Source organism: Pseudomonas sp. NLJ1, from assembly GCF_049486705.1.
In the GTDB taxonomy this organism is placed as follows: Bacteria; Pseudomonadota; Gammaproteobacteria; order Pseudomonadales; family Pseudomonadaceae; genus Aquipseudomonas; species Aquipseudomonas inefficax.
In genome coordinates, this window is the sequence record NZ_CP137735.1 from 1884921 (window position 1) to 1902032 (window position 17112).

The 17112-nt window shown below is 63.6% G+C and carries 21 protein-coding genes and 1 pseudogene; 9 read left to right on the forward strand and 13 right to left on the reverse strand.

Translation table 11 applies throughout. The features are described from left to right. Window positions 1-2 precede the first annotated feature (2 nt). Genes R9B85_RS08410 through R9B85_RS08420 form a run of 3 tightly spaced genes read right to left on the reverse strand, consistent with a single transcriptional unit; the run spans window position 3 to window position 2208 of the window. The gene (locus R9B85_RS08410) at window positions 3-329 is read right to left on the reverse strand and encodes a DUF3325 domain-containing protein (RefSeq protein ID WP_112250203.1); all 327 of its coding nucleotides are present in this window, start codon (window positions 327-329) and stop codon (window positions 3-5) included. Further along, on the reverse strand, window positions 329-1906 hold the full coding sequence (locus R9B85_RS08415) for a PepSY-associated TM helix domain-containing protein (RefSeq protein ID WP_423770967.1): 1578 nt from the start codon (window positions 1904-1906) through the stop codon (window positions 329-331). The genes R9B85_RS08410 and R9B85_RS08415 overlap by 1 nt, the downstream gene beginning before the upstream one ends. After that, a complete protein-coding gene (locus R9B85_RS08420; RefSeq protein WP_112250199.1) occupies window positions 1903-2208 on the reverse strand; it encodes a DUF3649 domain-containing protein in 306 nt (101 codons plus the stop codon). The genes R9B85_RS08415 and R9B85_RS08420 overlap by 4 nt, the downstream gene beginning before the upstream one ends. Window positions 2209-2440: 232 nt before the next feature. Between R9B85_RS08420 and R9B85_RS08425 the strand changes: the two genes are divergently transcribed. After that, window positions 2441-2788, forward strand: a complete 348-nt coding sequence (locus tag R9B85_RS08425; protein WP_003260689.1) for an HPF/RaiA family ribosome-associated protein — start codon at window positions 2441-2443, stop codon at window positions 2786-2788. 123 nt (window positions 2789-2911) lie between these two features. Next, complete coding sequence (locus R9B85_RS08430) at window positions 2912-3202, forward strand: DUF3509 domain-containing protein (protein ID WP_112250197.1); 291 nt, start codon at window positions 2912-2914, stop codon at window positions 3200-3202. Window positions 3203-3205: 3 nt separating this feature from the next. Here R9B85_RS08430 and R9B85_RS08435 read toward each other — a convergent pair whose 3' ends face one another. Beyond that, window positions 3206-3676, reverse strand: coding sequence for a phosphate-starvation-inducible protein PsiE (locus R9B85_RS08435; RefSeq protein WP_112250195.1), 471 nt, complete (start codon window positions 3674-3676; stop codon window positions 3206-3208). A gap of 448 nt (window positions 3677-4124) precedes the next feature. On the opposite strand from R9B85_RS08435, the pseudogene R9B85_RS08440 reads away from it, so the two are divergent. From R9B85_RS08440 to R9B85_RS08450, 3 genes and pseudogenes are all read left to right on the forward strand, one after another. Then, window positions 4125-4368, forward strand: a pseudogene (locus tag R9B85_RS08440) (hypothetical protein). Window positions 4369-4525: 157 nt separating this feature from the next. Beyond that, the gene (locus tag R9B85_RS08445; RefSeq protein ID WP_112250191.1) at window positions 4526-4789 is read left to right on the forward strand and encodes a DUF3077 domain-containing protein; all 264 of its coding nucleotides are present in this window, start codon (window positions 4526-4528) and stop codon (window positions 4787-4789) included. Between the two features lie 110 nt (window positions 4790-4899). After that, on the forward strand, window positions 4900-5163 hold the full coding sequence (locus R9B85_RS08450) for a YebG family protein (protein ID WP_112250189.1): 264 nt from the start codon (window positions 4900-4902) through the stop codon (window positions 5161-5163). A gap of 124 nt (window positions 5164-5287) precedes the next feature. On the opposite strand, the gene R9B85_RS08455 is transcribed toward R9B85_RS08450, so the two are convergent. Continuing rightward, on the reverse strand, window positions 5288-6307 hold the full coding sequence (locus R9B85_RS08455; RefSeq protein WP_112250187.1) for a Leu/Phe/Val dehydrogenase: 1020 nt from the start codon (window positions 6305-6307) through the stop codon (window positions 5288-5290). A 125-nt stretch (window positions 6308-6432) separates the two neighbouring features. On the opposite strand from R9B85_RS08455, the gene R9B85_RS08460 reads away from it, so the two are divergent. Continuing rightward, window positions 6433-7239 carry a SirB1 family protein gene (locus R9B85_RS08460; protein ID WP_112250184.1) on the forward strand — a complete coding sequence of 269 codons (807 nt, stop codon included), beginning with the start codon at window positions 6433-6435 and terminating at the stop codon, window positions 7237-7239. Here R9B85_RS08460 and maiA read toward each other — a convergent pair. Genes maiA through hmgA form a run of 3 tightly spaced genes read right to left on the reverse strand, consistent with a single transcriptional unit; the run spans window position 7233 to window position 10475 of the window. Beyond that, window positions 7233-7865 (reverse strand): maleylacetoacetate isomerase, encoded by a 633-nt coding sequence (gene maiA / locus R9B85_RS08465; protein ID WP_112250182.1) that lies wholly within the window; start codon window positions 7863-7865, stop codon window positions 7233-7235. The genes R9B85_RS08460 and maiA overlap by 7 nt on opposite strands. 12 nt (window positions 7866-7877) lie before the next feature. Next, a complete protein-coding gene (fahA, locus tag R9B85_RS08470) occupies window positions 7878-9170 on the reverse strand; it encodes a fumarylacetoacetase (RefSeq protein ID WP_423770968.1) in 1293 nt (430 codons plus the stop codon). A 3-nt stretch (window positions 9171-9173) separates the two neighbouring features. Beyond that, window positions 9174-10475, reverse strand: a complete 1302-nt coding sequence (hmgA, locus tag R9B85_RS08475; RefSeq protein ID WP_112250179.1) for a homogentisate 1,2-dioxygenase — start codon at window positions 10473-10475, stop codon at window positions 9174-9176. Window positions 10476-10649: 174 nt separating this feature from the next. Between hmgA and R9B85_RS08480 the strand changes: the two genes are divergently transcribed. Further along, the gene (locus tag R9B85_RS08480; protein ID WP_112250177.1) at window positions 10650-11432 is read left to right on the forward strand and encodes an IclR family transcriptional regulator; all 783 of its coding nucleotides are present in this window, start codon (window positions 10650-10652) and stop codon (window positions 11430-11432) included. A 353-nt stretch (window positions 11433-11785) separates the two neighbouring features. Here the strand turns inward: R9B85_RS08480 and R9B85_RS08485 are convergent, their stop codons facing one another. From R9B85_RS08485 to R9B85_RS08500, 4 genes are all read right to left on the reverse strand, one after another. Beyond that, on the reverse strand, window positions 11786-12700 hold the full coding sequence (locus tag R9B85_RS08485; protein WP_112250175.1) for an SDR family oxidoreductase: 915 nt from the start codon (window positions 12698-12700) through the stop codon (window positions 11786-11788). A 120-nt stretch (window positions 12701-12820) separates the two neighbouring features. Continuing rightward, window positions 12821-13726 (reverse strand): alpha/beta fold hydrolase, encoded by a 906-nt coding sequence (locus R9B85_RS08490; protein ID WP_112250174.1) that lies wholly within the window; start codon window positions 13724-13726, stop codon window positions 12821-12823. 176 nt (window positions 13727-13902) lie between these two features. Further along, the gene (locus R9B85_RS08495; protein ID WP_024087732.1) at window positions 13903-14589 is read right to left on the reverse strand and encodes an LrgB family protein; all 687 of its coding nucleotides are present in this window, start codon (window positions 14587-14589) and stop codon (window positions 13903-13905) included. After that, window positions 14579-14965: a CidA/LrgA family protein gene (locus tag R9B85_RS08500; protein ID WP_112250172.1), complete on the reverse strand. Its 387-nt coding sequence runs from the start codon at window positions 14963-14965 to the stop codon at window positions 14579-14581. Before R9B85_RS08500 ends, R9B85_RS08495 begins: the two co-directional genes overlap by 11 nt. 96 nt (window positions 14966-15061) lie before the next feature. On the opposite strand from R9B85_RS08500, the gene R9B85_RS08505 reads away from it, so the two are divergent. Then, window positions 15062-15958: a LysR family transcriptional regulator gene (locus R9B85_RS08505; RefSeq protein WP_112250170.1), complete on the forward strand. Its 897-nt coding sequence runs from the start codon at window positions 15062-15064 to the stop codon at window positions 15956-15958. Between the two features lie 128 nt (window positions 15959-16086). On the opposite strand, the gene R9B85_RS08510 is transcribed toward R9B85_RS08505, so the two are convergent. Further along, a complete protein-coding gene (locus R9B85_RS08510) occupies window positions 16087-16542 on the reverse strand; it encodes a flavodoxin (RefSeq protein ID WP_112250168.1) in 456 nt (151 codons plus the stop codon). A 129-nt stretch (window positions 16543-16671) separates the two neighbouring features. Between R9B85_RS08510 and R9B85_RS08515 the strand changes: the two genes are divergently transcribed. After that, window positions 16672-17100, forward strand: a complete 429-nt coding sequence (locus tag R9B85_RS08515; RefSeq protein ID WP_112250166.1) for a PAS domain S-box protein — start codon at window positions 16672-16674, stop codon at window positions 17098-17100. The last annotated feature ends 12 nt before the right edge of the window (window positions 17101-17112 follow it).

Sequence of the window (17112 nt, forward strand, 5' to 3'; positions counted from 1 at the left end):
GCTCACGCGGCGAACACGGCCAGTAACGGCCCCAGCACCACGCTGGCGGCGGCCAGGCCCAGCAACAGGCGGGGCTGGTATGGCAGGCCGAACACCCACAGGGTCACCCCGGCCATCATCACTGCGGTCCACTCCACCAGGCCATGGGCCCAGCCACGCAGGTGCACGCTCAGCACCAGCGACAGCACCAGCAGCAGCCAGCCGGCGCTGCGCAACAGGCGCAACTGCCCGTGGCGCGGCTTGCGCCCGAGCAGGTCGACGAAGTGTTTCTCCATCGCTAGGCACAGGGCAACGAAGCCGGCGTAAGCGATCAGCGCATTACCCAGCATCAGCTCGCCTCCGCCGTTTCAGTGCTTGGCTTCTTTGCTGCACGAGGGGCCCGCTTGGCCACAGGCTTCGGGCTGCGCAACATCTTGCCGGCCAGCCAGCCCAGGAACAGGCCGGTGCCCAGCGCTGTCAGGTCGAAGCCGGCCATGGCCCAGTCACCCGCCGGCAGCGAATGATTCAGGCCCTGGCCGGTGGTCAGGCCGTTGAGCAGCGGCAGCAAGGCAAAGGCCAGCGCGCCCAGTGCCAGTTGCTCGCCCCAGGCCCGGCGCCCGCTACGCAGCACAGCGTGTACCAGCGACAGGCCCCAGGCGATGAAGAAGGCGTTGACCTCCCAGTCGGCTCGGCCTTCGCCCCCCATCGGGATCAGGCGGTTGGCCCAGAAGAAGCCCGCCACGGCCAGCAGCAGACCGCTCATGCTGGCGATATTGAGCACTTCGACCAGGCGCAGTTCGCCCGGCAGGCGTTCGCTCCCGGCATGCTTGAGCTGGCGTTTGCCCAGCCACATCACCAGCCCGGTGCCGATCACCGCGGTACCGGCCAAGCCAAAGAAGAAGTACAGCCAGCGCAGCCAAGGCCCGGCGAAGTTGCCCATGTGCAGGCCGGCAAAGCTGAAGGCGGTCATCATGACACCGCTCTCCGGCTTGCCCTGGCTCAGCAGCACACCGCTGGCGCCATCGAAGGTCCAGTTGGCGCTGCGCCGATAGGCCACATGATCGGCCGCGGACTGGGTGAAGGTGACGCGGGCATTGCTGTCGCCGGCGTTCTCTACCTGGATACGGCCGATACGCGCGCCCGGTTGCAGGTCCTGCACCTTGGCGTACAGGCTCGGCAACGGTACCAGCGGCGCGGCCACGTGGGCCGCCTTGGGCGCATCGTTACGGCCGAACAGGTCGTTGAAGTACTTGCCGGTGTCATTGCCGTAGCCGGCCATGATGCCAGCCGGCATCACCATGTACATGAACAGCACCAGGCTGCTGTAGCTGATCATCAGGTGGAACGGCAGCACCAGCACGCCAATGGCGTTGTGCCCATCCAGCCAGGAGCGCTGGCCCTTGCCGGGGCGGAAGGTGAAGAACTCCTTGAAGATTTTCTTGTGAGTGATGATGCCGGTAACCAGCCCCAGCAGCATGATCAAGGCGCAGAACGTAGACAGCCAGCGGCCGAAGGGGTATGGCATCTGCAGCTGGAAGTGGAAGCGGTAGAAAAACTCGCCACCGCGGCTGTCGCGAGCCTCTACCGGTCGGCCGGTCTGGGTATCGAGGGTCTTGGTGACGAAGCCGCGTGGCCCGCCATTGGGGTCGCGGTAGCCCACGCTCAGGGCGGCCTCGCGCGCGTTGGGCATGCGGATCAGCCAGGTGCCCGAATGCCCGGCATTGTCCTGCAGGTAACGCTGGGCCACCTCCAGGCTATGGGTCGGCTCCAGGGCATGGCTGCGCACCTCAGGCTGCGACCAGTGGGTGATTTCTTCCTTGAAATACGACAGCGTGCCGGTGAGGAAGATGGCAAACAACAGCCAGCCGAAGATCAGGCCGGTCCAGGTGTGCAGCCAGGCCATGGCCTGGCGGAAGTCTTCTTTCATGGGTTTTTCATCCAGTAGGCCAACCCGCTGATCCCCCCCAGCAGCACGCTTGGCGCCAACACGCCCAGCCAGGCGCGCAAAGCGCTGCGGCAGGCAAAGCACCAGATGAACGCCAGCAGGTAGAAGACGAATGACAGCAGCAGGCCGGTGAGCGTGGCATCGACCCGTGGCAGCGGCGCAACCAGGGCAATGCAAACGCTGGCCGCAGACGCCAGCAGGTAGCCGCCCAGCAGCGCGGCCAGGCTGCGTGAAGCCACGGCCAGGCGATAGCTGGGCGAGAGACCGGCAGTTTTGCGCGTCATGGCGAAGGTCCGGGCGTTTTCGGGCCTGCAATAATAATGATTTCAATTCTCATAAGCAAAGGCCGAGCGATGAGCCGCCTGCCGCCCTGAATGCAACAAGAAATTTATTTTCAAAAAGGGCTTGAATTCGTTTCGCCGTTGCCTGACCTTAGAGTCAAGAGACGCAGAAATACCAAGGGTCTCAAAGGCCTAGGCGCGTCTCCATGCGAGCAAGCTGAATAAGGATTGAATCATGCAAATCCAGGTCAACAGCAGCAACCATTTCGAAGGCAACGCCCGGCTCGACCAGTGGGTCCGCAGCACACTGCAGAACTCGCTGGAACGTTACGAAGACGACCTCACCCGCATCGAGGTTCACCTGCGCGACGAGAACGGCGCCAAGCCCGGACCGCATGACAAACGCTGCCAGATGGAGGCTCGCCCCAAAGGCCACCAACCGATTTCCGTGACCCACACCGCCACTTCGCTGGACCAGGCGGTCGATGGTGCCGCCACCAAGCTCAACCACGCGCTGGAACACTTCTACGGCAAGCTGCGCAGCAAGCGCGGCGCCTTGGAGCTGAGTGACCCAGACGCCTGATCGGCACCGCAGACAACGCCCGGCCCCGTGCCGGGCGTTTTCGTTTGGGTCGATCAATGGCGCTGAACCAACTGGCGATCGCGCCGGTCAACCTCTGCAGTCATTCACCGCAGAAGCAAGACCATGAACAACCCATTCGAACGAATCAGTGCTGCATTCGCCCCCGAATACCGGGTCAATCTGAGCATCACCAACCTCGACGGCAGCATCATGCTGACCCTGTCAGACGACGCCGGCGTGGTCGCCAAGCGGCTCATCACCCAAGCTCAGCGCAATGACCCGGTGCGCCTGCAGCGGGTGATCGACAGCATTCGCCTGGGCCTGGCCATCGAGCACAGCCAGAACCCCATGCAGGTGCTGGCCGCGCTGACCCGCGATGCCCGCCAGGAGCCGCGCCACTTCGTCGCCAACTGAGGCTTACTTGCCCTCTTCCACTTCCTTGCCGTTGGCGTCCAGCGCCTTGGTCGAGGGGTAGCGGTAGGAGGCGTAGCGCACCACCAGGATCGAGAACGCCAGCAACAGGATGCCGCCGCACACGTACAGCAGCCCTGCGTCCGGCGCCTTGTGGTGCGAGACATCGCCGATCAGCAGGCGGGTCAGCGCGGTGATGGCCACGTACAGCAGGAAGCGGATCGGCATGTGATTGGTCTTGAAGTAGATCCCGACCATCGCCCCCAGCTCCAGGTAGATGAACAGCAGCAGGATGTCATCGACACTGACCCCGCCCTTGCCGAGCATGTCGATGAAGGTCATCACCGCCGCATAGGCAGTGATCGCGCCAATCCCGAACAATGCCAGGTAATGGAATGCCTCGACGCACAGGTTGCCCAGCGAGTCGGCGGAGCCATGCAGGCCCTTGCGCAGCTTTTCTGCCCATTTGGTGTTCACGATGTTCCATTCCCCGATACGTCTTGAAGGATGATGCATCACCGGTGTGACGCTTGTGCCATGCAGTTAAAGGGCCAGGCCCCTGGCTTGGAAGGCGACCGATTGCCGCAAGGCACGTTGAGGCGTGGCAAGTTGCCAGAAACACGGCCATGCGCTGGAGAAAATCAGATTTAACCCCTTCCTTGCAGGGCATTTCCCAAAGATACTCCCTGCCATTGTGGTGTTCGGGGATGAGCACTAGTCTCGGATCGTCGCTGCCAATCAGCGACCGGCTTTGACAGGCCGCCCTGAACTAACCACATGGCTTTGCCTTTATGGCAGCTGTCATGGGGCACCTCGTGTGCGCCGGCTTTTGGTTCTGTTCACCGGTCTGTCAACCCATGCACAGCTGCCGCCTTCCTGTTTGACAGCAGGAGGCGGGGGCCCCAACTTTGAACAGGCCTTAATCATGCTGAAAGTAGTCCCCGATCCACCCCACACACCCCATTTCCTTGAAGACACCCTGATCCAGGCATACGGACTATGCGTTGTGCGCAGCCACCGTGGTGCATCAGGCCTTGTTGCTTCAGCCCAAGTCGCCGGCATCGATTTTGATGATGACCTCAATGCATGAGCTGGAGACGTTGCGGGCTTTGCTTGAGTCGGCACTGGTTCAGGTGCAGATGCCCGCTGAGCCTCGGACTTTGCACTGAGGTTTGAGTGTTGCGTTGTCTGGGCTGGCCTCTTCGCGGGTAAACCCGCTCCCACAGGATCTCCACAGGCCTTTGAGGTAGATGCAGTACCTGTGGGAGCGGGTTCACCCGCGAAAGGGCCCGTTCAGGCAGTCGAGAATTTTGAGGGGATTCAAAAATGACTACAGAAGACACCCAATTCACCGTCGGCAAAACCATCTTCTTCCAAGGTGAAAACGGTACCCACCCACTCTTCCGTATCGAGCCAGGCATCCCTTGCCGGGACGCCCGCGAGCAGTCCTCAGAGCTGATGGGCTATGTACGCGAACTGACCATCACCGGCCTGATGGACGAGAAACCGATGATGATCTGGGCTGCGCATTACTTGAGCGCGATGGCCAAGGCGCTGATGGATGATGCTGAGTTGGGCATGAAGCAGTAAGCCCTCTGCACCACGCTACAATTTCTGCTTGCGAAGCAATCAACATTGCCATTACTGTATATAGATACAGTAAATCGAAACGCAACCAGCAAAAGGCATAGAGGTGATGAATGGCCGTCGAAGTGGTATACCGCAGCAGCCGCGACCCGGAGCGCTTGTTCATGGATAAGGCCGAAGCAGACCGTCACGACAAGATGCTCGAACTGGCCGAGCGTCTGGCCGAAGTACTGCACAAGGCAGTGCCTTCGCTGAGCGAGAAACAGGTCGAGGAAGCCGGTATCTACATGGCCAAAAACCGCGATGTGTTCGCCCGGGCGTTCAAGAGCCAGCCGGATGCGTTGGCCGAGTTGCTCGAGGGTGGCGCTGCCGAGTGATGTCGGCGGCGCCTGCTTCGCGGGTAAACCCGCTCCCACAGGTACTCCACAATGTTCAAGACCTGTGCGATACCTGTGGGAGCGGGCTTGCCCGCGAAGAGGCCAGCAAAGCCAGTATCAACCCTCAGCCGTAGAGCAACCGCTCCGCCAGCATCTGCGCAACCCGCGCCGGCGAGCGCTTCTCTGCCTGGGCATGGCCAAACACTTCGGTCAGCCGTGAAGGTATCCGCGCCAGGTGCGCAGTGATGGTACCCAGGTCTTCGCCACGATGGGTAAGTGCCACGTAGATCAGCCCGCCGGCATTGATCACGTAATCGGGAGCATACAGTATCCCGCGCGATTCCAGCTGGTCGGCTACCTGCAAAGTGGTCAGCTGATTGTTGGCCGCCCCCGCCACTGCCGCGCAACGCAACTGCATCACGCTCTGCCCGTTCAACACCGGCCCCACGCCGCAAGGAGAAAAGATGTCGCAAGGGGTGCTGATCAACGCATCGTTGGTCACCGGATGGGCATTGAACTGCTCCACCGCCAGCCGCACCCGCCCAGGGTCCAGATCGCTCACCAGCAGGTCTGCACCCGCCGCATGCAGTTGCTCCGCCAGCGCATAACCGACATTGCCCAGCCCTTGCACCGCCACTCGCAACCCTTGCAGGTCATCACTGCCAAGGCGGAACGAAGTGGTGGCACGAATGCCGGCAAAAACTCCCATCGCCGCATGCGCAGAGGGGTCTCCCGAGGCCGTGGTGCTGGTCACATGCGGCGTGGTCTGAGCAATGCAGTCCATGTCCAGGGTCGAGGTGCCGCTGTCCACGGCGATGATGAAGCGCCCTTGCAAGGTATCGATGAAGCGGCCAAAGGCTTCGAACAGCGCGGCCCGGTTTTCCACATGCGGGTTGCGCATGATTACCGCCTTGCCGCCCCCCAGTGGCAGGCCGGCCAGCGCCGCCTTGTAGCTCATGCCCTGGGCCAGGCGAATGGCATCGATCATGGCGCTTTCATCATCGGCATAAGGCAGGTAGCGGCAACCGCCCATGGCCGGGCCCAACTGCTCGCTGTGGATCGCCACCACGGCCTTCAGGCCGGTGGGCGGGTCGGTGAACAGGTGCAGCGACTGGGTTCGGGTGCTTTGCATCAGCGCGAACATCGACAGGCTCCCCTACGAGGTGCTCCTTCCAGTATAGGCGCGGCCCTTGGGCTGGCGCCGCCGCCGGACCACTGGACGAAACCGCCGGCTGCGGCTAATACTCAAGCGTGTGTGGAGATGCCCCCATGAAGCCACGTCAAGCCTGCCTGGCCTGCCTGGAACGCGAGCCCGTCGCCCTGCTGGAAGCCGCATTATGGATTGCCGCCGAGCACGACCGAAGCGTCGAGCCCGCGGACAGCCTTGCCATGCTGCATGGCCTGCAGCGCGAGATCAGCGCCAACCTGCCGATGCTGCCGCTGTGCGAACTGGCCCAGCCACTGCTGCGCCAACTCAATGCCCTGGGCTTCCAGCAGGATGAACACCACCCGCTACGCCCGCATGCCGCGATGATGGACAAAGTGCTGCAGCGCCGCCGTGGCCAACCGCTGACCCTGGCCATCCTCGCCCTGGAACTGGCCCGGCGCCTGTCCATTCCCCTTGAGGGCGTAGGTTTCCCGGGCCATTTCCTGGTGCGCGTGCCGGGTGCCGATCATCTGCTCGACCCCTGTGGCGGCCGGCGCCTGTACCCCAACGATTGCCGTGAGCTGCTGGCTCGCCAGTTTGGCCCGCACGTAGCGCTGACTGCCGAGCACATGCGCAGTGCCAGCCCGCTGCAGATGCTGCAACGCCTGTCACGCAACCTGCGCCAGTTGCATATCAGCAACGACAACCACCTGGCGGCGCTGATCGATGCCGAGCGGGTCATGCAACTTGGCCCGGTGCAGGTCAGTGACTATGTGACCCGTGCTTCGCTCTACCAGCATCTGGATTGCCCACAGGCCGAGCGCTTCGACCTGGAGCATGCGTTATTGCTGACAGAGGACCCGGTCCAGCGCCTGAAACTGTCCGAACGTATCGGCAAGCTTCCGGCGACGAACCGTTCCATTCACTGAGCCGGGCTGTCCGGCTGCCGGGCAGGATGGGCCTGGACGAACGCCGGGTGCCCCGCCGCCAGCGCGGCAACCCGCAGGATCCGCGGGTAGCTGTCGAGGTCGATATTGAAGCGTTCAGCCGCGTACAGCTGCGGGATCAGGTAGATATCCGCCAGGCCCGGGTCATCACCGAAGCAGAAGCCGTGATCGCCAATCAGTTGCTCCACTGCCGCCAGCCCCTGGCTGATCCAGTGGCCAATCCACTGGTTGACCTGGCTCTCGTCCTGGCCGGCCTGGCGCAGCCGGTTGAGCACGCTGACGTTGTGCAGCGGGTGGATGTCGCAGCCGATGATCGCCGCCACGCCCCGCACCTTGGCGCGCGCCTCGGCCGTGGCAGGCAGCAGCGCGGGCTGTGGATAAACCTCTTCCAGGTACTCGATGATCGCCGGCGACTGCACCAGCAGCTCACCGCCATCGGTGCGCAAGGCCGGCACGCGGCCCTGCGGGTTGACTGCGACATAGCCCGCACCGCGCTGCTCACCCTGCAACAGGTTGACCGGCAAGGACTGGTAGGCCAGCCCCTTCAGTGCCAGAGCAATGCGCACCCGGTAGGACGAGGTGGAACGGTAATAGGTGTACAGCTCCATGCCCTTGCCTCCTCAGTTGGCGGCGATGACCGTGCCGCGGCATTCGCCGAAACCGATGCTGGCCACGCCATCACGCGCGCAGCGGGCACGCAGGATGATCTCGTCGCCGTCTTCGAGGAACTTGCGCACCTCGCCACTGGCCAGTTCCACCGGCTGCTTGCCGCCTTCGGTGATCTCCAGCAGGCTGCCGAACGAACCTGGCGTGGCGCCCGACAGCGTGCCCGAACCGAACAGGTCGCCCGGTTGCAGCTGGCAGCCGTTGACGCTGTGATGCGCAACCAGCTGCGCGACGGTCCAGTACATGTTGCGGGTATTGCTCAGGGCCAGGCGGTGCGGGGCAAGGCCTTGCTCGCGCATGCGCTCGGTCAGCAGCAGTACCTCAAGCTCGATATCGAAAGCACCGGCGGCCTGGTCGCGCTTGTCCAGCAGGTACGACAGTGGCTGTGGGTCACCTTCCGGGCGTGCCGGCTGCGCACAGCGGAACGGTTCCAGCGCTTCGGCGGTAACCACCCAGGGCGAGATGCTGGTAATGAAGCTCTTGGACAGGAACGGCCCCAGCGGCTGGTATTCCCAGGCCTGGATATCGCGCGCCGACCAGTCGTTGAGCAGGCACAGGCCGGCCACGTGCTCGGCGGCATCGCCTACCGGGATCGCCTGGCCCATGTCGTTGCCCTGGCCGATCCAGATACCCAGCTCCAGCTCGTAGTCCAGGCGCGCGCAGGGACCGAAGCTTGGCTCGGTGTGCCCGGCCGGCAGGGTCTGGCCCTTGGGCCGGCGCACGTCGGTGCCGGACGGGCGAATGGTCGAGGCGCGGCCGTGATAACCGATCGGCACGTACTTGTAGTTGGGCAGCAGCGGGTTGTCGGGGCGGAACAGCTTGCCCACGTTCTTGGCGTGCTCGATGCCCACGTAGAAATCGGTGTAATCACCGATCTGCGCCGGTACATGTAGCTGGCAAGCGCTAGCCGGATACAGTGCGGCCTGCAGCGCCGCCTGGTGCTCGCTGTGTTCGCCCAGCAGTACCAGCAGGCGCTCGCGCAGGGCAACGCGGGCATTGCGGCCGAGGGCGAAGAATGCGTTCAAGACCCCACCGCGGGTGGCCTCGACAGCGGCCTTGGCGGCACCGTCGAACAGGCCGGCGGCCAGCACCGCTTCCAGGTCGAGGATCGCGTCGCCGATGGCCACACCACAGCGTCTGGCTTCACCCGGCCGGCTGAAGATGCCCAGCGGCAGGTTCTGCAGCGGGAAGTCGCTGTGCCCGTTGGCGTGCTCGACCCAGCTACGGGCAATGGCAGTGTGATTCATGGGTTATCTCCGGTTCGGGTTGAAGGTGCTCGGCAAGGTGGCCCAGCAACTATCGTAGTCGGCCTGCAACTGCGGGCATTCAAGGGCTTGCAGGCTCGGGCGCAGCACCTGGCTGGTCTCGAACATGAAGGCCATGGTGTTATCGATCTTGTGCGGCGCCAGGTCGGCGGCAATGGCCTTTTCGCAGGTTTCGGCGTCGGGGCCATGGGCGCTCATCACCCCGTGCAGCGAGGCACCGCCCGGCAGGAAACCCTCGGCCTTGGCGTCGTAGGCACCGTTGATCAGGCCCATGAACTCGTTCATCAGGTTGCGGTGGAACCATGGTGGACGGAAGGTGTTCTCGGCCACCATCCAGCGTGGCGGGAAGATCACGAAGTCCATGTTGGCCAGGCCATGCACGCTGGTCGGCGAGGTCAGCACGGTGAAGATAGACGGGTCCGGATGGTCGAAACTGACGGTGCCGATGGTGTTGAAGCGGCGCAGGTCGTACTTGTACGGCACGTTGCTGCCGTGCCAGGCGACCACGTCCAGTGGCGAGTGCTGCAGTTCGCAGGCCCAGTGTTCGCCCAGGAACTTCTGCACCAGCTGCACCGGGCCATTGGCCTCTTCGTAGTGCGCCACCGGGGTGAGGAAGTCGCGCGGGTTGGCCAGGCCGTTGCTGCCGATCGGGCCCAGGTCCGGGATGCGCAGCGGCGCGCCGTGGTTTTCGGCGATGTAGCCGCGGGCCTCGCCGTCGAGCAGTTCGACGCGGAACTTCATGCCACGCGGGATTACCGCGATTTCCAGCGGCTCGACTTCCATCACCCCCAGCTCGGTGGCAAGGCGCAGGCGGCCCTGTTGCGGCACCAGCAGCAGTTCACCGTCGGCGTTGAAGAACACCCGCTCCATGGAACGGTTGGCGCGGTAGATGTAGATGCTCACGCCGGCCGGTTTTTCCGCAGCGGCGTTGGCCACCATCGGCAGCCAGCCTTCGATGAAATCGGTCGGTTCGACGGGGATCGGCTGGGGGTTCCAGCGCAGGCGGTTGGGGGTGATGGCCCCCAGCGGGCCGGTAAGTGGCTGGCGCGCCAGGCGCTCGAAACGCGGGTGCAGGGCAGACGGGCGAATACGGTACAGCCAGGTGCGGCGCAGCTCGCTGCGGGTCATGGTGAACGCCGTGCCCGAGAGCAGCTCGGCATACAGCCCATAGGGTGCCTTCTGCGGCGAGTTCTGCCCGACCGGCAGGGCCCCTGGCAGCGCTTCGCTGGCAAACTCGTTGCCGAAGCCGCTGAGGTAGTGAAGGTCGGGTGACGTATCGCGATTCATCGATGCCTCCGGGCTCTGACCGAGCCGTTGCTGGCAGCTGGCTGCTGGCCCGGGGCGGGGTGGCAGCGCGTCTGCATTGTTTTTATCGTAATCAGATTACGAATAACGTAATTTGCTACGGGCAATGCGTCAAGCTATAAAGGCGCGACTCGACGAATCCGGAAGAAGATGTCCATGGCCAAAGCCAGCTCCCCCGCCGACAACGGCAAGCAGAAAGTCCGCTCGGCGGAGGTCGGCACCGACATCCTCAAGGCCCTTGCCGAACTCTCCCCGTCCACCTCCCTGTCGCGCCTGGCGGAACATGTGCAGATGCCAGCGAGCAAGGTGCACCGTTATTTGCAAGCATTGATCGCCAGCGGTTTTGCCGAACAGGATGCGGCCACCAACCATTACGGCCTGGGGCGCGAGGCACTGCGGGTGGGGCTGGCGGCGCTGGGCAGCATCGATGTGCTGAAGATTGCCGCGTTGCCGTTGTCGCAGCTGCGCGATGAACTTAACGAGAGCTGTTTCGTTGCCGTATGGGGCAACCAGGGCGCGACAGTGGTCAGTATCGAGCCGGCAGTACGCGCGGTCACCGTGGTAACGCAGATCGGCTCGGTACTGCCGCTGCTCACATCGTCCACCGGGCTGGTATTCGCCGCCTACCTGCCCGAGCGCGAGACCGTGGAGTTGCGTGACCGGGAACTGGCCGCCCTGCAGCACAACGCCGCTGACTACCAGGCGGTGTTGGCGGGCATTCGCGAACGTGGCCTGCACCATGTGCACGGGCTGTTGATGCCGGGCGTGGATGCGCTGTCGGCCCCGGTGTTCAATGCCATGGGGCAGATCGCCGCGGTGATGACGGTGGTCGGGCCGACGTCGATCTTCCATGCCGACGAGCATGGCCCGGCGGCGCAGCGGCTGCTGGCGGCAACGCGGGAAACCAGCTGGCGCATGGGGTACTCGCCCGCCGACTGAGCGCCTGCGGCACTATTGCCCGAAACGTAAAGGTGAATGTCATAAGCGGCTATTTTTCCTACAGGATTAGGCGCTTATTCTTAACTCACTGGCCGGCATGAAGGGCTCTCCCCCCCGCCTTTCAGGCCTGCGAGGTTCACCGACGTAGATTTTGAAGCTCCTTGATCTGACGTCTCGATTGGCCGCTGCGGCTTGCAGCGGCCTTTTTTATTTGCCCTGAAAAATTTCCGTCGCCTGTGCTGGCCTCTTCGCGGGTAAACCCGCTCCCACAGAGATATCACTCCCCCAGAGGCTTGTGGTGTACCTGTGGGAGCGGGTTTACCCGCGAAGAGGCCGGCACAGGCATAAAAATTTCAGCCCAGCGGATACTTTTGCAAGTTCGCCATCATCTGCTGCAACGCCTGCAAGCTGTCCTGTGGGTGCACTGCCCCGTCGAAGTCGCCAATCCGTGCCCAGTTCTCCGCCACCTGTTCCGGGGTAAAGCCTTCGCGAGGATCGAAGCCTACCCCCAGGCTGCGCTCCCACCGCACCTTGCCCACCCAGCCGCCGCCCACTTCGAACAGCTCACCGCTGCCCTGGCACTGCTCGCTGCCCAGGTACACCACCAGTGGGCTGACCAGCTCAGGCTTGAGCCGCTCGAACACCTGGGGCGGGATCAGCCCTTCGGTCATGCGGGTGCCACCCGTGGGGGCGATGGCGTTGACCAGGATGCCGTGCTTGCGCCCTTCGATTGCCAGGGTACGAGTCAACCCATACAGGCCCAGCTTGGCCATGCCATAGTTGGCCTGACCGAAGTTGCCGTAGATGCCGGACGTGGAAGCGGTGAAGATCACCCGCCCCCAGTTCTGCTCGCGCAGGTGCGGCCAGGCGGCGCGGGTGACCTTGTAAGCCCCCTCGACATGCACCTGATACACCTGCTCCCAGTCGCTGTCTTCCATCTTGTGGAAGGTCTTGTCACGCAGGATGCCGGCGTTGTTCACCAGCACATCGACCCGGCCGAAGCTGTCCAGGGCCTGCTCGACAATACGCGCGCCGTGGCTGACCGAGTCATGGTTGGCAATGGCACTGCCACCAGCGGCGCGGATCTCCTCTACAACCCGGTCGGCGGCGGAGGCGCTGGCACCTTCTCCGTGGGTGGAGCCGCCGAGGTCATTGACCACCACCCGGGCGCCACGCGCGGCGAACAGCAGCGCATGGGCACGGCCCAGGCCGCCCCCGGCTCCGGTGACGATCACCACGCGATCTTGCAGACGGACAGGCTCGCTCATGCTCATGGCTCCAGGCAGGTTCAGGTCAGCCGAGTGTCCGCCGCCAGCGGCGGGCGAACAATCAAGCTCACGCAGGCTGAATGCCTGGCAATAACGCAGCGCGATGGTTGTGGGGCCCTGTCAGGACCACGCCACTTTCTGCTGGAAATAGCTCACAGGTTGTTCACGAAAGGTCAGGTAATGGCGCAGCACCTGCACCGGCGCTTCGGTATGCGGGTAATGGCCGACGCCCTGCAACTGCACTATGTCCGGCTCGGGCACCAGTTGCCGGTAGCGCTCCACCATGTGCGCGCCGGACAGCGGGTCGACCACGCCATTGATGAAGCGCAGCGGCACGCCTTCGTGCTGCATCGCACCAACCCAGCGGTCGCGGTGCAACCTGCGCTCCGGCATGTAACCCACCAGCTTGTGCAGGATACGCGTGCCACCGTTGGCAGCGATCAGGCTCCAGAAGTCATCCAGCGCGCTTTCACTGGGGTGGGTGCACGGGCCGTAGACCTGCGTCACGTTGCGCACCAGATCGTCGCGCCCGAACGAACGCCCTACCAGCCAGCCCAGGCGACTGAGCAGCAGCTTCTGGATCAGCAACATGCGACAGCTTTCGGGGAACAGCCCGCTATTGAGGAATACGCAGCTGGCGATATTGGCGCGCTGTTCATGATGCCGCGCCAGCATTTCCTGGGCCACACTGCCGCCGTAGTCATGAGCCAGCAGGTGCACCGGCTGGTCGACCTTCAGCTCGGCGAGCAAGGCCTGCTGCAGGTCGGCTTGCTCCATCAAGCTGTACACGTGATCGACCGGTTTGGCCGAATCGCCAAAGCCGAGCATGTCGCAGGCGATCACCCTGAAGCGCTGGGCCAAAGGCCCCCACAGGTAGTGCCAATCCCAGCTGGCAGTGGGGAAGCCGTGCAACAGAAGCAGGGGCTCTCCTTGCCCTGCGGTCCAGTAGCGGATGCTCTGGCCCCGGAAAGTGAAACTCTGTCCCCGGGTACGCCAGACGCACAATGGAATTTCGGCCATAGGCATCAGAACGGTCCCGGTGAAGTGGTGTCGGCGGAATAGAGCAAGGCTGCGGTCATTGCATGTCACCTCGGCACTTACATGTGCTCTCTATGTCGAGGCTGAGTCTAGCCAGCAGCCCACGCGCTGGAACTTGCGTTTCCAGCCAGCTTGATGACTTGGCGAGTCAGTGGCACGAACGGTCAGAGCAGCATGGCCAGCAGCGGTGCCGCGAACAGGTTCAACAACCCGGTCAGGACCATGACCAGGCCAGCCACCGAGCCTTCCTCGCGGCCTACCTCCTGCGCCCGGCTGACACCGGCACCATGGGCGCCGACGCCGAACAGCGCACCCCGCGCCAGCGGCGTGCGCAACGGCAACCAGCGCAGCAGCACGCCGCCGAACATGGCGCCCAGCACGCCGGTGAACATCACGAATACCGCCGTGAGCTCCGGTACGCCACCCAGGTCATGGGCCAATGGCATGGCAAAAGGCGTGGTGATCGAACGCGGCACCAGCGACAGGCTGGTCGCGCTGTCGAGCGCCAACATATGAGCCAACCCCCAGGAACTGGCAATCGAAGCGCTGCTGCCTGCGACCATGCCCACCATCAAAGCTGGCCAATGGCGCGCCAGCATGGCCCGTTGCTGCCAGATCGGCACCGCGAATGCCACGGTCACCGGGCCAAGCACGCTCATCAGCCAATGGGTGTTGCGGGCGTATTCGGCATAGGCAGTGTGCAGCGGCACGGCCACCGCCAGCAACAGAACCGGCACCAGGATCAGCGGCGACAGCAGGTAGCGCCCGCTGCGCCGGTACAACCAGCGGCTGCCCAGGTACGCGAGCAAGGTCAGGGCCAGCCAGAACAGCGGCATGGGTTCAAGGCTCACGGCGCAACCTCCAGCGGCACACCAGTTCCACGGTCAACGCGGTCACCACCATTACCATCAAGGTGCTCACGGCAATCACCAGCAAAATACGCCAGCCCTCGTCACGGATCAGGGCGCCGTAATCGAGCAGGCTCATCAGCGCCGGGATGAAGAACAACAGCATCTCAGCCATCAGCCAGCCGGCACCCAGTTGCAGCATGGCCGGCTTGAGCACACCCGAGGCAAACAGCAACAGCAGCAATGCCAGGCCCATCACGCCGCCAGGAATCGGCCAGCCCAGCCAAGTGGCAAGCTGGCCACCGAGCAGGAACAGTGCGCAGAGGATCGCCAGCTCGACGAGCAGGCGCAGGGCTTTTTTCAACAACGCGGGTTTCATGGGGGGTTCCTCGACAGGCCCTCATTTTAAGATTTGGCTACCTAGGCCAAAAGCGAATTGTTAGACTGAATGCCATTCCAGAATGGAATTGCGATCATGGAATTCAAACAGCTGCGCAGCTTTATCGAAGTGGTCCACCGCGGCGGTTTTACCCAGGCGGCGCAGACCCTGCACATCAGCCAGTCGGCGGTGAGCAAACAGGTGGCCCAGCTGGAGCAAGATGTGGGCCAGCCGCTGCTGGAACGCCAGGCTTCGCAGCTGCACCTGACCGCTGCCGGGCGCATTGTGCTGGAGCGCGGCGAAGCCTTGCTGCGCCAGCGTCAGGCATTGCTCAGCGAACTGGACGACCTCAGCCAGATGGGCCGCGGTGAACTGCGCCTGGGCTTGCCGATGCTGGGCAGCGACGCGCTGTTCGCCGGGTTGTTCGCCGAGTATCGGCGGCGTCACCCGAACATTGCGATCCAGTTGCTCGAAGGCGGCAGCCGCAGCATCGAACAGGCGGTCAGGAGTGGCGAGCTGGAACTGGGTGGCAGCCTGACGCCCAGTGACGAGGCGTTTGACTACCAGCCGTTCTGCAACGAACCGCTGGATGCCGTTTTGCCTGCCGGCCACAAGCTTGCGGGCCAGGGCGGAGTGGACTTGCGGCAGTTGGCCGATACGCCGTTCCTGCTTTACCAGCGCAGTTTCGTGCTGAACGATCGGCTACTGAAGGCGTGCCAGCAGGAGGGTTTTACCCCGAGGGAAGGCGGACGCAGTGGCCAGGCGGACTTCCTCGCGGCGCTTGTGGCGGCGGGCCAGGGCGTGGTGCTGCTGCCCCGTGTGGTGGCGAAAGCGCTGGAGCGCCCCGGGGTGGTGCGTTTGCCGCTGCGCTCGCCAGGGGATTTGCGGTGGGATATCGCGTTCATCTGGCGGCGTGGGGCGTATCTGTCACGGGCGGCGCAGGCGTGGTTGGCGTTGGTGAACGAGTGGCCGGTGCTCGACAGCAAGGAATGAGCTGCCCTTGCTGGCCTTTTCGCGGGTAAACCCGCTCCCACAGGTACTACACAGGCTTCAGAAGCTGAGGTTCCCCTGTGGGAGCGGGTTTACCCGCGAAGAGGCCGGTACAGGCAAAAAAAGACCTGTCAGGCTTTCAATGCTGCTGCCAACTCAGCCAACCAAGGCTCTGCATCCGCCTCAGGGGTCACCGTCTCGCTGGCATCCAGGCGCAGCATAGGCTGCACTTCCCGCACGCCCAGTTCGGCAAACAGTTCGCGCATCTGCTCGCCACCACCGCAATAGGTATCGCCATAACTGCTGTCACCCAACGCAATCACCGCACCAGGCAGGCCACGCCAGGCCGCAGGCAGGGTATCGCGAATACTGCTGTACAACGGCATGAGGCTGTCCGGCAGTTCGCCCATGCCAGTGGTCGAGGTCACGGCTAGCAAGGCATCGGGGGCAAAACCTTCAAGGTCCTGCAAGGTGGCGCGTGCCGCGTGCCAGGCCTCCAGGCCCGCAGCCTTGAGCAGCGATTCAGCATGACGGGCGACTTCTTCGGCGGTGCCGTAGACCGATCCGGAAATAATGGCGACTTTCATCGGGTAGAGGATTCCGAAACTGAGTGAAAACGTAGGATACTAGCATCCGGCGCTGGCAAAAGGCCGCCTCTACCAAAGTCACCATCCCCCAGCCCTGCTTCGCACCCTTGTTTACTCAACGGCCCGAACATGATCAACGCGCAACTGCTGCAATCCATGGTCGATGCGTCCAATGACGGCATCGTGGTCGCCGAACAGGAAGGCGACGACACCATCCTCATCTACGTGAACGCGGCCTTCGAACGCCTGACCGGCTACAGCCGTGACGAAATTCTCTATCAGGACTGCCGCTTCCTGCAGGCAGACGACCGCGACCAGCTTGGCCGCGCCCGCATCCGCAAGGCCCTGGCCGAAGGTCGACCGTGCCGCGAAGTACTGCGCAACTACCGCAAGGATGGCAGCGCTTTCTGGAACGAACTGTCGATCACCCCGGTAAGGCACGACGTCGAACAGCGCACCTACTTCATCGGCATTCAGAAAGACGTCACTCGCCAGGTCGAACTGGAGCGCGAACTTGCGCAACTGCGCGTTCGTCCGAAACCCGACGAACGCACCTGAACCAAGTACGCC